A 14,093-nucleotide genomic window follows, 5' to 3' on the forward strand; every position below is an offset into this window, starting at 1 on the left:
CGGTTCGCGTGCAACAAAAAACCCCTCGTGCCCAGGGCATGCGAGGGGTGGCGCGTCGGTCTCTCTGATGTGGAGCACACGGGCCCACTCAGCCGACGCGCCCGCCAAGTACGAGAATTCGGGTGCGCATGGCACCGACCTTCCTCCCCCTCGGCGGGGGGTGTCAAGCTGGTGGGACGGAGGTCTCACCATGCGGACCCCCGGACGGACCCCCCACGGCATGGCGTTCCGGCAGGTCGGAGGGGGTGTGGTGGTGCCCCGGCCGACCCGGCGCGGCCTCGGCCCGGCCACCCGCCCGGGTGTCCGCGGCGAGGTGCGGACGGCGCCCGGACGCCGACCCGGACGGCCGGGGCACCGGGTACGAGCGGCGGGCCAGCGCCCGGCGCAGCCGCGGCTCGTCCAGCGGCGGTGCGAAGACCGGGCCCTGCGCCTGGCGGCAGCCGAGCTCCTGCAGCACCACGGCCTGCCGCGGGTGGTCCACCCCGTCGGCGGCGGTCACCAGACCGAGGTCCCGGCCGAGCCGCAGCGCGTGCCCGACCAGCGCCCGGGCGAGGGCGGAGTCGGCGACCTCCTGGACGAGGCTGCGGTCGAGTCCGAGGGTGTCCAGGGGCAGCCGGGCCAGCGCCCCGAGCGAGCCGCCGCCCGCGCCGAAGCCGCCCACCGCGGTGGACACCCCGAGGCGGCGCAGCGCGGAGAGCCTGCGGGCCACCTCGTCGGCGGTGCGGTCCGGGCCCGTCCTGGCCAGTTCGACCACCAGCAGCTCGGGGGGCAGGCCGCTCTCGCGCAGCGCGGCGGCGACCGTCTCGTACAGGCCGGGAGCGCAGATCCGCTCGGCGGTGAGCCGGACCCGGACGGGTACCGAGCCGGCCCGGTCGCGGCGGCGGGCGGCGGCCGCGGTGACCGCCTCCTGGAGCAGCCAGCGGGCGAACCGGGCGGCCGCGTCGCCGGGCTCGGCGGTGCGCAGGAACTCGGTGGGGGTGAGCAGCAGTCCCTGCGCGGAGCGCCAGCGGGGCTGGGCGTCGAGGCCGACGACCACGCCGGTGGCGAGGTCCACCACGGGCTGGTGGAGCAGGGTGAAGCCGCCCTCGCGGACGGCGGTGCGCAGCCTCGTCTCCAGCTCGCTGCGGCGCTCGACCTCGGCCCGCATGCCGGGCCGGTAGAGCACCACCCGGCCCTTGCCCTGGGACTTGGCGCGGTACATCGCGAGGTCGGCGTTGCGCATGAGCTCGTCGGTGGCGGCCTTGGGGTCGGGACCGCGGCCGGGCGAGGCGAAGGCGATGCCGATGCTGGCGGCGACGCCGAGCTCCGCTCCGCCGATCCAGTACGGCTCGGAGAGCGCGGCCCGGACCCGCTCGGCGAGGTCGCGGACGCGCTCCGGGCCGAGCCGGCCGCAGACCAGCACGGCGAACTCGTCGCCGCCGAAGCGGGCCACGGTGTCGCCGGAGCGCACCGCGCGGCGCAGCCGGCCGGCGGCCTGGACGAGCAGTTCGTCGCCGGCCTGGTGGCCGACGGTGTCGTTGACGGCCTTGAAGCCGTCGAGGTCGAGGAAGAGGACGGCGACGCCGTCCCGGTCGCCCGAGCCCAAACTGCCCGAGCCCGAACTGCCCGGGCCCGAACTGCCCGGGCCTGCGGGGCCGGGGCCGCCGTCGAGGCCGCCGGCCCCCAGGGCCGCGCCGAGCCGCTGGACGAACAGCGCCCGGTTGGGCAGGTCGGTGAGCGGGTCGTGGAAGGCGTTGTGCTGCAGCTGTGCCTGGAGGGCGACCCGCTCGGTGACGTCGCGGCTGTTGAGGATCAGTCCGTCGCGGTGCCGGTTGAGGGTGGACTCCACGTGCAGCCACTCGCCGGTGCCGGAGCGGATGCGGCACTCGACCCGGGCGGAGGGCTCGGTGCTCTCGGCGAGGCCGGGCAGGTGGCTGCGGGCGAGGAAGCGGCGGACCTCGCGGAGCACCCGTTCGACGTCCTCGGGGTGGACCAGGTCGAGCAGGTTGCCGCCGACCAGGTCCTCCGGGTCGCGGGAGTACACGCCGAGGGCGGCGGGGCTGACGTAGGACAGCTCGCCGTCGGCGGCGGCGATCATGATGACGTCGCTGGAGCCCTGCACCAGGGAGCGGAAGTGCGCCTCCTTGTGGGCGAGCTCCTGGGCGAGCGAGAGGTTGTCGAGCAGCATCACGCCCTGCCGGACGATCAGCGCGAGGCCGACGGTGCAGGCGGCGGCCAGCACCACCCGGTCGACGGGGTGGCCGTTGCCGAGGGCGTTGTAGAGGATGCCGGCGGTGCAGACGGCGGCCGCGGCGTACGGGGTGAGCGCGCTGAAGGTGGAGGCGACCCGGCGGCGGGGCAGCCCGCCGGCCGAGGGGTGCTCGCGGGAGGACCGGCGGGCGTCCGGGGACCACGGGGCCCAGGCGAGCAGCAGGCTGCCGGCGAACCAGCCGGCGTCGAGCAGTTCGCCGGAGTGGTAGCTGTTGCGCAGTTCGGGGGCGGTGAACAGGGCGTCGCAGACCACGGTGACGGCGAGCGCGAGCATCGCGGTGTGGACGGCCGCCCGGTTGCCGTCCCGGCGCCGGAAGCGCAGCCCGACGACCAGGCTGACCAGCAGGATGTCCATCACCGGGTAGGCGAGGGCGAGCGCGACCTCCATCGGGTCGCCGGACTGGCCCTGGGCGGTGCGGCCGAGCGCGAGGCTCCAGCTGAGGGTGAACAGCGAGCCGGCGACCAGCCAGCCGTCCAGCAGCAGGCAGAACCAGCCGGCCGGGGTGCGGGGGCGCTGGGCGAGCACCAGCAGGCCGGTGATGGCGAGCGGGGCGAACAGCAGGAAGGCGTAGTCGGCGGGCGAGTCCTGCGGCAGCGGGGTGCGCAGCACGACCTCGTACCAGCCCCAGGCGCCGTTGCCGAAGGCGACCACGGCGGAGGCCAGGCCGAAGAGCAGCCAGGCGGACCGGGCCGGGCCGCCGACCCGGAAGCCGTGCACCAGACAGGAGAGGGCGGCCGCGGCGGCGGCCGCGGCGAGGCCGAAGTCACCCATGACCAGGGAGACTTCGCGGGAGCCCCAGCCGAGGGCGGCGCCGGTGGTGTAGCCGGCGCCGAGCAGGACGAGCAGGACGGCCGGAATCCCGATGCGGCGCGCGGGCCGGCCGGGCCGGCCGGGTCTCGCGGAGCGGCGGCCGCGGACGGTGCGGCAGAGGCGTGCGCGGGAGCGCGGAGCGGGCGCGGAGCTCGATCCGGCGGCCGCCCCGGAGGCCGGTGCGGGGGCCGGGACCTCGGCGGGCAGCACCGCATCGGTGGAGTTCACTCGACATCTCCCCCTCCGGCCCGGGGCTCGTCCGTGCCCGGACCACGGCTGTGCGGCGGCGCGGCCGCGCGATCTGACGCCACGTCAACATCATGTCGCGGGGGGCCCGTTCCGCTCTGCCGTACCGGTGTTCCCACTCGGGACACTACACCACTGCCGTCACTCAACGGCACGTGCATTCAACTTAGAGTAATGAGCGGACGCCCGGCGGCGGCGCTGGTCCAGTCCTTCCGGTGGGTGTCGGCGGCGCACGGTCGAGGGGCGCGCGCTCACACGCGCCCCTCGCGCCCCCCGTTCGGCCGATCCCCCGTCAGGCCGCGCCGACGGTCTCCGGGCCTCTCCTCCCGGACCTACACGGCCGTCTCCGCCTCGAAGAGCCGCAGCCGGTGGGCGACCGCCGCCGCCTCGCCGCGGCCGCTCACGCCGAGCTTGGCGAGGATGTTGGAGACGTGCACGCTGGCCGTCTTCGGCGAGATGTACAGCTCCTCGGCGATCTGCCGGTTGGTGCGGCCGAGGGTGAGCAGCCGCAGCACGTCCCGCTCGCGCCGGGTGAGGCCGAGTTCCGGTCCGTCGTCGGCGGCGGTCCGCGCGCCGCCACGGGCCTCGGCCCGCTCGGCGGTCAGGCGGGCACGCCCGGCCAGGTGGGCGACCTCCGACTCCAGGTACCGGTCGCCGCTCGCCCGGGCGGTGTCGGCGGCCTCCTCCAGCAGGGCGCGCGCCTCGTCCCGGCGGCCCGCCGCGGCCGCGCTCTCGGCGGCCCGCAGCAGGGCCAGCGCCAGCGGGCCGGGCAGGCCCACCGGGCGCAGCAGCCCGATCGCCTCGGCCCAGTGCCGGCGGGCGTCGCGGCCCTCGGCGCGGGCGAGTTCGCCGTCCAGCAGGCGTACCCAGGCCCGGTGCAGCGGGACCTGCGGTTCGAGCCGGGCGGCGGCCTCGGCGATCCGCCGCAGCACCACCGGGCGGCCGAGGTCGGCGGCCGGCAGGCCGTGCGAATCGGCCTCCGCGCCGGCGCCGTGCACGAGCAGCGGCAGCATCAGCGCCTCGTGGCCGGCGGTGAGCTCGATGTCGAGCGCGGCGAGCAGTTCCGACCGGGCGGCGAGCGGCCTGCCCTGCCGGGCGTGGATCCGCACCGCGAGCATCGCGGAGGGCAGGACGTTCTGCGGCTGGCGGGCGAGGTCCGCCGCACGGGCCCGCCGGTTGAGCTCCGCGGCGGAGTCCAGGTCGCCCGCCAGGAAGCTGAGCTCGCCGCGGAGCCGGTCGAGGAACTCGTGGTACGGGTCGAGCGGCGGCCCGTACTCCCAGGCGTCGAGGGTCGCGGCGGCCTCGGCGCAGCGGCCGAGGGCGGTGAGCGCCTCCACCAGGTTGCCGGTGAGGCAGCCGCCGGCGGTGCCGAGCAGGCCGGTGCGACCGGCGACCTGGAGGCCCTCGCGGGAGCGGTCCAGGGCCTCCGCGGAGCGGCCGAGGCCCTGCATCAGGCAGGACAGGTTGTTGAGGCCGCGGCAGAGCACGTCGGCGGCGCCGAGTTCGCGGGCCCGGCCGATGGCGTCGGTGAGCAGGGCGATGGCGCGTTCCGGCTCGCCGAACTCGCCGTAGAGGCCGGCCAGGGTGATCCGGGCGTGCTGTTCGACGGCGTCGGCGCCGACCTCGCGGGCGATCTTGGCGGCCTGTTCGGCGACGGCCATGTGGGAACGGTCGGGGTGGCCCAGCATGCCCTGGGCGGCCTCCATCGCCAGCACCTCGGCCTGGACGGCGGACGGGCCGAGTCCGGACACCAGCCGGTAGGCGTACTGGATCTCGCCGCCGTCGGGGCGCTCCAAGTGCCCGCAGGTCTTGGCGAGCTGCACCCGGAACCACGCCGCGCGGGCCGGGTCGGTGTCCTCGTCGAGCAGGTCCAGGGCGCGCCGCACCAGGGCGATCGCGCGGTCCCAGTCGCCGCTGCGGCGGGCCGCGACGACGGCCTCCGCCAGCACGTCGACCAGGTGCAGCCCGGCGCAGCCGGGCTCGTGCGCCTCGCCGGTGCAGCCGCAGGAGGGGTAGGTCTCGGCCCGGTCGTAGGGGCGGACGGGGGTGCTGCGGACGCCGTCCGGCACCTCGTCCCACAGCTCCAGGACGCGTTCCAGCATGCGCAGCTGCTCGGCGAAGGCGTTGCGGCGGCGGGCCTGCAGGGCGGCATCCAGGGCGGTGGGCAGCGCCCGGTCCGCCTCGTGCGCGTGGTACCAGTAGTTGGCCAGCCTGGCCGCGCAGGCCTCGCCGCGGACGAGCCCGGGGTCGGCCTCCAGGACGGCGGCGAAGCGGCGGTTGGTGCGGTGCCGTTCGCCGGGCAGCAGGTCGTCGGAGACGGCCTCGCGGACGAGGGCGTGCCGGAAGCAGTAGCCGTCGCCGTCGGTGTCGGGGCGCAGCACGCCGGCGCCGACGGCGGTGCGCAGCGCCTCGATCAGCACCTCCTCGGGGTCGTCGAGGACGGCGGCCAGCAGGTCGTGCTCGACCCGGGTGCCGCCCTCGGCGGCGATCCGCAGGATCTGCTGGGTGTGGTCGGGCAGGGTCTCCACCCGGACGAGCAGGATGTCGCGGAGGCTGTCGGGGATGCCGGCGGTGCAGCCCTCGCGGGCGGCGGAGGCGAGCTGTTCGACGAAGAACGGGTTGCCCTCGGCGCGGCGGTGGATGCGGTCCACCAGGACCCGGTCGGGCGTGGCGACGCCGAGGATGCCGGCCAGCTGGGCGGCGGTCTCGGCCGGTCCGAAGCGCTCCAGTTCCAGCCGCTGGACGGTGCGCAGCCGCTCCAGCTCGGCCAGGTAGGGGCGGAGCGGGTGGCGGCGGTGCAGGTCGTCGCTGCGGTAGGTGGCGAGGACCAGCACCCGGGCTCGGTGCAGGGTGCGGATCAGGTAGGCGAGCAGGTCGCGGGTGGAGCGGTCGGACCAGTGCAGGTCCTCGACGACCAGGACGAGCGTACGGTCCTCGGCGAGCCGCTCGATCAGCCGGGCGGTGCGGTCGAAGAGCCGGGCGCGGCCGAACTCGTCGTTGGAGCCGGCGTCCGCCTCGCCGAACTCCGGCAGCAGCCGGGCGAGGTGGCCCTCCATGCCGGCCGCGGCCTGTTCGAAGGCGGGGCCGAGTTCGCGGTGCAGCCGGCGCAGCGCGGTGGCCAGCGGGCCGTAGGGCAGGCCCTCGGCACCGACCTCCAGGCAGCCGCCGACCGCGGCGACGGCGGACGGTGCGCCGACGCCGTCCAGGAACTCCTCCACCAGGCGGGTCTTGCCGATGCCGGCCTCGCCGCCGACGAGGACGGCCTGGGGCTCGCCCGCTGCGGCCCGGGCCAGCGCGGTGGCGAGGAGCTCGGTCTCACGGCCGCGGCCGACGAAAACAGGGCTGACCGAAATCTGCTCCATGCTGGCGAGCATGGCACAGGATTCGGACACGAACTGAGATGCGGTCCCAGGGAGTGGACGGCCGACGGGGAGGGCGCCGTGGGCGTCCTCCCCCGCGCGGTCCCCCTGACCGCCCGACATCAGCATCCGGCCGGTCCGGCGGTGCGCAGCGGCGCGGCCACGGGGGCGGCGTGCCGCAGGCTCCGGGCGAACCGGCGCATTCTGCCGGCCCGCGGTCCGCCGGCCCGTGCGGCCTCGCGTGCCAGCCGCTCGATCCCGGCCCGGTGCTCGAGTTCCCGCTGGCGCTGCAGGAAGAGCTCGTACTCCATCACGGCGGTTCACCTCGTCCTGTCCCGGTCCTGTCGTCCTGGTACCGAGACTCCTCTCCGAGGGGGGCGGGGCACATCGGGAGGCTGCCGGATCTTCCGGGGCCGCCGGGCTCAGACGCCGGGCCCCGGGAACGGAGCAGGCCCGTGCCGGCCCCTTAGTCGGGGCGGGCACGGGCCTGGGGCCGCTCCGGGGTACCTAGGGGTACCTCAGAGCGGGCCGGGCAGGTCCTCAGGCGCCGAGGCGCTCCAGGACGAGGTCCTTGACGCGGGCGGCGTCGGCCTGGCCGCGGGTGGCCTTCATGACGGCGCCGACCAGGGCGCCGACGGCCTGCACCTTGCCGTCGCGGATCTTCGCGGCGACGTCCGGGTTGTCGGCGATCGCCTGGTCGACGGCGGCGCCGAGCGCGGAGTCGTCGGAGACCACGGCGAGGCCGCGCTTGGCGACGACCTCGTCCGGCTCGCCCTCGCCGGCCAGCACGCCCTCGATGACCTGGCGGGCCAGCTTGTCGTTGAGCTTGCCCTCGGCGACGAGCGCGCAGACCCGGGCCACCTGGGCCGGGGTGATCGGCTGGTCGGTGAGCTCGGTGCCGGTCTCGTTGGCGCGCCGGGCGAGCTCGCCCAGCCACCACTTGCGGGCCTGGTCGGCGGGGGCGCCGGCGGCCACGGTCTCCAGGATCGGCTCGACGGCGCCGGCGTTCAGCACCGCCTGCATGTCCTTGTCGGACAGGCCCCACTCGGCCTGCAGCCGGGCCCGGCGGACCCGCGGCAGCTCGGGCAGCGCGGCCCGCAGCTCCTCGACCCACTCCCGGGAGGGCGCGATCGGCACCAGGTCGGGCTCGGGGAAGTAGCGGTAGTCCTCCGCCTCCTCCTTGATCCGGCCCGAGGTGGTGCTGCCGTTCTCCTCGTGGAAGTGGCGGGTCTCCTGGACGATGGTGCCGCCGTCCTGCAGGACGGTGGCGTGCCGCTGGATCTCGAACCGGGCGGCCCGCTCGACGCTGCGCAGCGAGTTGACGTTCTTGGTCTCGCTGCGGGTGCCGAACTTCTCCCGGCCGATCGGACGCAGCGACAGGTTGACGTCGCAGCGCATCTGGCCCTTGTCCATCCGGGCCTCGGAGACGCCGAGGGTGCGGATGAGCTCGCGCAGCTCGGTGACGTACGCCTTGGCGACCTCGGGGGCGCGCTCGCCGGCGCCGACGATCGGCTTGGTGACGATCTCGATCAGCGGGATGCCGGCCCGGTTGTAGTCGAGCAGCGAGTACTCGGCGCCGTGGATGCGGCCGGTGGCACCGCCGACGTGGGTCGACTTGCCGGTGTCCTCCTCCATGTGGGCGCGCTCGATCTCCACGCGGAAGACCTCGCCGTCCTCCAGCTGCACGTCGAGGTAGCCGTTGAAGGCGATCGGCTCGTCGTACTGGGAGGTCTGGAAGTTCTTCGGCATGTCCGGGTAGAAGTAGTTCTTCCGGGCGAACCGGCACCACTCGGCGATCTCGCAGTTGAGGGCGAGGCCGATGCGGATCGCCGACTCCACGCCGATCCGGTTGACGACCGGCAGCGAGCCGGGCAGACCGAGGCAGGTGGGGCAGGTCTGGGTGTTCGGCTCGGCACCGAGCTCGGTCGAGCACCCGCAGAACATCTTGGTCCTGGTACCCAGCTCGACGTGGACCTCAAGGCCCATCACCGGGTCGTACGAGGCCAGCGCGTCCTCGTACGAGACCAGACTGATGACGCTCACAGCGTTTCCTTCACTTCTTCTTCGAGGTCCGTCAGCCGAGCAGCACGTCGTCGTCGCCGAGCTGGCGGAGCTCGCGGACGAGGAGCGCGGTGCCGGTAATCAGGGCGGCGGCGCCGACCAGGGCGTTGATCAGCTTGAGCGTGTCGTTCTCGGTCCGGGCCTTCTTGACGTCCTTGGCGATGGTGACCGCCCCGAACGCGCTGGTGCCGATGGACAGCCACAGGCCGGGCTTGCTGTGCTTGAAGCCCTTGGCCTTCTCGATCCTGCTCACAGTGCCGGTGCCTCCTCCAGCAGGGGGTGTCCCCACTTCTCGTTGAGTGCGGCCTCGACGGCGCCGCCCACGCGGTACAGGCGGTCGTCCGCCATCGCGGGGGCGATGATCTGCAGGCCGACCGGGAGATTGTCCTCCGGGGCCAGGCCGCAGGGCAGCGACATGGCCGCGTTGCCCGCCAGGTTCGACGGGATGGTGCACAGGTCCGCCAGGTACATCGCCATCGGGTCGTCGGCGCGCTCGCCGATCGGGAAGGCGGTGGTCGGGGTGGTCGGGGAGACCAGCACGTCGACCCCGGCGAAGGCGGCGTCGAAGTCCCGCGAGATCAGCGTGCGGACCTTCTGCGCCGAGCCGTAGTAGGCGTCGTAGTAGCCCGAGGAGAGGGCGTAGGTGCCGAGCATGATGCGGCGCTTGACCTCGGGGCCGAAGCCGGCCTCGCGGGTGAGGGCGGTGACCTCCTCGGCGCTGCGGCTGCCGTCGTCGCCGACCCGCAGGCCGTAGCGCATGGCGTCGAAGCGGGCCAGGTTGGAGGAGGCCTCGCTCGGCGCGATCAGGTAGTACGCGGGCAGCGCCAGGGTGAACGACGGGCAGGACACCTCGACGACCTCGGCACCGAGCTCGCGGAGCAGCTCGACCGACTCCTCGAAGCGCTGCATCACGCCGGCCTGGTAGCCCTCGCCGGCGAACTCCTTGACGACGCCGATCCGCATGCCGCGGACGTCGCGCATCCGCGCCGCCTCGACCACGGCCGGGACGGGCGCGTCGATGGAGGTGGAGTCCAGCGGGTCGTGGCCGGCGATGGCCTCGTGCAGCAGCGCCGCGTCCAGCACGGTGCGGGCGCACGGGCCGCCCTGGTCGAGCGAGGAGGAGAAGGCGACCAGGCCGAAGCGGGACACCGAGCCGTAGGTCGGCTTGACGCCGACGGTGCCGGTGACGGCGCCGGGCTGGCGGATCGAACCGCCGGTGTCGGTGCCGATGGCCAGCGGCGCCTCGTAGGCGGCCAGCGCGGCCGCGGAGCCGCCGCCGGAGCCGCCGGGGATCCGGGAGAGGTCCCACGGGTTGCCGGTCGGGCCGTAGGCCGAGTTCTCGGTGGAGGAGCCCATCGCGAACTCGTCCATGTTGGTCTTGCCGAGGATGACCACGCCGGCGTCCTTCAGACGGGTCGTCAGCGTGGCGTCGTACGGCGGGATCCAGCCTTCGAGGATCTTCGAGCCGCAGGTGGTCGGGACGCCCTTGGTGGTGAAGACGTCCTTGAGCGCGAGCGGGACGCCGGCCAGCGGGCCGAGCTCCTCGCCGCGGGCGCGCCGGTCGTCCACCGCGCGGGCGGCCTTCAGCGCGCCCTCGGTGTCGACGTGCAGGAAGGCGTTGACCTTCTTGTCGACGGCCTCGATCCGGTCCAGGTGGGCCTGCGCGACCTCGACGGCCGAGACCTCGCCGGCGGAGACGGCGGCGGCGGTCTGCGCGGCCGTGTACTTGATCAGCTCGGTCATCGGTCAGTCCTCCCCGAGGATCTGGGGCACACGGAAACGCTGCTCCTCGCCGGCCGGGGCGCCGGACAGCGCCTGCTCCGGGGTGAGCGACGGCCGCACCTCGTCCGCGCGCATGACGTTCGTCAGCGGCAGCGGGTGGGAGGTCGGCGGGACGTCCTGTCCGGCGACCTCGGAAACGCGGGCGACCGCGCCGATGATCACGTCGAGCTGCTCGGCGAAGTGGTCCAGCTCTTCGGCCTGCAATTCGAGACGCGACAGCCGAGCGAGGTGGGCGACCTCCTCGCGCGTGATGCCAGGCATGCAGCGATCCTCAGGTTCGGGTTCGGGTGAGACCGGGTGCTTGCCCGTCCTCTTGGTCTAAGGACACATCCTATGGCGCGCGCCGCCTCCCCCGGCGCCGCACGGGTCCGGGCGCACCACCGGGAGGCGTCCCCGACCGCCCGCCGGTGGCGGGAGCGACGGGGGAGGGGGCGACGTCGGCGCCGGGTCAGGAGGGCCCGGCGGCGAGCGGGCGAGTCTCCCGCCCCGAGCCGAAGGGCCCGCCGGTGGCGAGAGCGACGAAGAAAGGAGCGACGGAGGAGCGACGGAACGTGGGGGGCACCTCCCGGCCGTCAGGCTGGGGGAGGGTGTCGGCGCCGGGTCAGGAGGGCCCGGAGGCGAGCGGGCGAGTGCTCAGAGCGACATCGTGGAGGGGTCGGTGGGTGCGTCGCCGTCGCCGTTCAGCCGGTCGAGGTCGACGGTGTCGGAGGGGGCGGGGGTCTCGGTCGGCACCGGCGTGCCGAACTCCTTGAGCTCGACCCGGCCGGTCTCCTCGCCGCCGGTGCGCTCCATCCGCAGCGGGTACGGGCGGCCGCGGGTGGCCACCGTGAGGGTGCTGGTCGCCCCGTCGGCGGTGCCGGTGACGGGGACGGCCGGGGTGCCGTCGACGGTGACGGGCTTTCCCACGGCGAGTCCCCCGGGGGTCTGCTCGACCAGGGCGCTGCCGAGGGCGTCGAGGTCGCAGACGGTGCCGATCTCGGAGAAGTCGGTGTTGTCGGTGGTGGTCTTCAGGTACTTGTCGCCGACCAGGTCCTCGGTGGCGGCGCCGCCGTGGGTGCGCCAGAACACCTCGTCGGGCTTGACCCACAGCTGGGTGCCGAGCTTGACCAGGCGGAAGGTGCCCTGACCGCTGAGGCCCATGGTGCCCGCGCAGTTGCCGGCGGTGTCGGCGGACAGGTCGAAGGTGACGGTCTGCCCCTGGCTGCTGCCGCGGCCGGTGATCCGGACCGAGCCGGCCTCCTTGAGCGCGGCCACCGAGCGCTGCACGATCTCGGCCCCCGCGAGGGCGGCGACGCCGTTCTCCGGCTGGGCGGAGGCGGGCGAGGCCGCAGCCGAGGAGCGCGCCGCGGTGCCGCTGCCCGAGCTGCCCGGGGCCGCGCCCGGCCCCCCGCCCGCACCGGTACCGGCGCAACCGGCGGCACTGGCCAGCAGGACGAGGCCGGCCAGGACGGCGGGCGTCCGCGCCGTCCGCTGCTCGCTCACGGCTGTCTCCTTCGACGGTCCGGTGTGTGCTCAGAGGGTCACACTCAACCGGAACCACCGCATCCGCAACAAGGGCTGCGTGCGAAGGGACCGCGGCACGGCGCCGCTGCGCCCGGCGGCCGTTCCGGGCCGGGCACGCGTCTGCCCCCGGACGTCCTGCGCACACCCCCGGGCCGCCCGCGGCGCGCGGGCGGCCGCTACTGCTGGGTCGTCGGGGCGGGCAGCGGGGCGCTCGGCGCCGGCAGCTCCGCCTGCGCCTGGACGGTCGGCAGCGAGCGCGGCTGCGGGACGGGCGGGGCCAGCGGCTGTTGCGGGGCGAGCCGCTCGACCCGGGCGGTACCGGTCTGCCGGACCATCAGCCAGGCGGTCGCCTGGTCGGCGGGCAGCGCGGCGGAGACCAGCCAGCCCTGCACGGCGTCGACGCCCATGCCGTGCAGCCGCTCCCAGGTCTCGTCGTCCTCGACGCCCTCGGCGACCACGGTCAGCCCGAGCGAGTGGGCGAGCTCGACCGAGCAGCGCACCACCGCGGCGTCGTGGTCGTCGGCGACCATCCGGGAGACGAAGGAGCGGTCGATCTTCAGCTCGCCGACCGGCAGGCTGCGCAGCCGGGCCATCGAGGAGTGGCCGGTGCCGAAGTCGTCCAGGGACATGCCGACGCCGTAGCGGCGCAGCTCGGCCAGGGTGTCGGCGGCGCGCCGGGAGTCGTCGAGCAGCAGGCGCTCGGTGATCTCCAGCTGGAGGGCGTGGGCGGGCACCCGGTGCCGGGTGAGGTGGCCGGCGACCCGGGTGGCGAAACCGGGGTTGAGGACGTCCCGCGGTGAGACGTTGACCGCGACGGGCACCTGCAGCCCCTGGTCGCGCCAGGCGGCGAGCTGGCCGACCGCCGCCTCCAGCACGTAGTCGGTGAGCCGCGGCATCAGGCCGCTGGACTCGGCGAGGCCGATGAACTCGTCCGGGGGGACGCGGCCCTGGCCGGGCCGCTCCCAGCGCAGCAGCGCCTCCAGGCCGACCACCCGGCCGTCGAAGGCGACCTTCGGCTGGTAGTGCAGCTGCACCTCGCCGGTCTCCAGGGCGCGCCGCAGGTCGCCGAGCAGGCCGATCCGGTACGGGGTGTCGGTGTCCTGGGCCTCGTGGTAGACCTCGACGCCGCTGCGGCCGCGCTGGGCGTGGCCCATGGCGACGTCGGCCCGCCGCAGAAGCGATTCGGCGTCCCGGGCGTGCGCCGGGTAGACGCAGACGCCTGCGCTGGCCTCCAGGACGAGCAGCAGGCCGTCCAGCCGGATCGGGGCGGCCAGTTCGGCGATCAGCGCCTTGGCGATCCGCTCCAGGGTCTCCGGGCGGCCGACGCCCGGCAGCAGGACGGCGAACTCGTCGCCGCCCATCCGGGCGACCACCGGCCGGCCGCCGCGGTGCAGCGGGGAGGGCAGGGCCGCGGCCACCTCGTCGGGGGTGGTGCGGGCCGGGTCGGCGGACGGCCGGGAATGGCCGGTCCGCAGCGCCCGGTGCAGCCTGCGGGCGATGTGCACCAGCAGCCGGTCGCCGGCGGTGTGGCCGAGGGCGTCGTTGAGCGACCGGAACCTGTCCAGGTCGAGCAGCACGATGCCGACGCTGTAGTCCTCCTCGTCGTCGTGCCGGGCGATGGCGTCCTGGGCGGCGAGGAGCAGGGCCTGACGGTTCGGCAGGTCGGTCAGCGGGTCGGTGAGCTGGTCCCGGGCCCGGTCGCGGGCGATCCGCCAGGCGGCGACCAGCACCGCCAGCGGGACGGCGAACAGCGGCAGCAGCTCCGGTTCGTACCGGTAGACCAGCACGGCCAGCGGGATGAGCGGCGCGGCCCCGGCCAACAGCACGCCGAGCAGCAGGACCGCCCCTGCCATCCCCTGCGGCGGGCGTGTGGGCGCGCCGCCGGTCGTACGATCCATATGCCCTGTCCTCCGTCGGGCCCGCCCCGTCAGGCCGCCTTACGGTGAGGCACCGTGCGGTGCCGGTGGACGTCAGGTACGGGGGTGCCCCACGAGCGGCGGCCGGAGCCGCCGCCATTCACCCCTGCTGACACTCTGTTGCGCCAAGGGTAAGCCGGAGTCCGCCGACAGGGCGGACTTTCG

At 75.1% G+C, this 14,093-nt stretch carries 8 protein-coding genes and 1 pseudogene; all 9 read right to left on the bottom strand.

What is annotated here, in order from left to right; all coding sequences use genetic code 11:
- Positions 1-163 precede the first annotated feature (163 nt).
- The gene (locus tag AB0O09_RS18465; RefSeq protein WP_363542764.1) at positions 164-3,115 is read right to left on the bottom strand and encodes an EAL domain-containing protein; all 2,952 of its coding nucleotides are present in this window, start codon (positions 3,113-3,115) and stop codon (positions 164-166) included.
- Positions 3,116-3,639: 524 nt separating this feature from the next.
- Positions 3,640-6,669, bottom strand: a complete 3,030-nt coding sequence (locus AB0O09_RS18470; RefSeq protein WP_363542704.1) for an AAA family ATPase — start codon at positions 6,667-6,669, stop codon at positions 3,640-3,642.
- 119 nt (positions 6,670-6,788) lie between these two features.
- Positions 6,789-6,980 (bottom strand): hypothetical protein, encoded by a 192-nt coding sequence (locus tag AB0O09_RS18475; protein WP_363542705.1) that lies wholly within the window; start codon positions 6,978-6,980, stop codon positions 6,789-6,791.
- Positions 6,981-7,206: 226 nt separating this feature from the next.
- Positions 7,207-8,709, bottom strand: a complete 1,503-nt coding sequence (gene gatB, locus AB0O09_RS18480; protein ID WP_363542706.1) for an Asp-tRNA(Asn)/Glu-tRNA(Gln) amidotransferase subunit GatB — start codon at positions 8,707-8,709, stop codon at positions 7,207-7,209.
- Between the two features lie 31 nt (positions 8,710-8,740).
- On the bottom strand, positions 8,741-8,980 hold the full coding sequence (locus AB0O09_RS18485; RefSeq protein ID WP_363542707.1) for a hypothetical protein: 240 nt from the start codon (positions 8,978-8,980) through the stop codon (positions 8,741-8,743).
- Positions 8,977-10,470 carry an Asp-tRNA(Asn)/Glu-tRNA(Gln) amidotransferase subunit GatA gene (gene gatA / locus AB0O09_RS18490; protein ID WP_363542708.1) on the bottom strand — a complete coding sequence of 498 codons (1,494 nt, stop codon included), beginning with the start codon at positions 10,468-10,470 and terminating at the stop codon, positions 8,977-8,979. The genes AB0O09_RS18485 and gatA overlap by 4 nt, the downstream gene beginning before the upstream one ends.
- Positions 10,471-10,473: 3 nt before the next feature.
- Entirely contained in the window at positions 10,474-10,770 is a 297-nt protein-coding gene (gene gatC / locus AB0O09_RS18495; protein ID WP_030272430.1) for an Asp-tRNA(Asn)/Glu-tRNA(Gln) amidotransferase subunit GatC, read from the bottom strand.
- A gap of 372 nt (positions 10,771-11,142) precedes the next feature.
- The gene (locus AB0O09_RS18500) at positions 11,143-11,991 is read right to left on the bottom strand and encodes a hypothetical protein (RefSeq protein WP_363542709.1); all 849 of its coding nucleotides are present in this window, start codon (positions 11,989-11,991) and stop codon (positions 11,143-11,145) included.
- 197 nt (positions 11,992-12,188) lie between these two features.
- A pseudogene (locus tag AB0O09_RS18505) lies at positions 12,189-13,847 on the bottom strand (bifunctional diguanylate cyclase/phosphodiesterase); the annotation flags it as partial.
- Positions 13,848-14,093: the final 246 nt, after the last annotated feature.

Source organism: Kitasatospora sp. NPDC093679, from assembly GCF_040683455.1.
Classification (GTDB): Bacteria; Actinomycetota; Actinomycetes; order Streptomycetales; family Streptomycetaceae; genus Kitasatospora; species Kitasatospora arboriphila.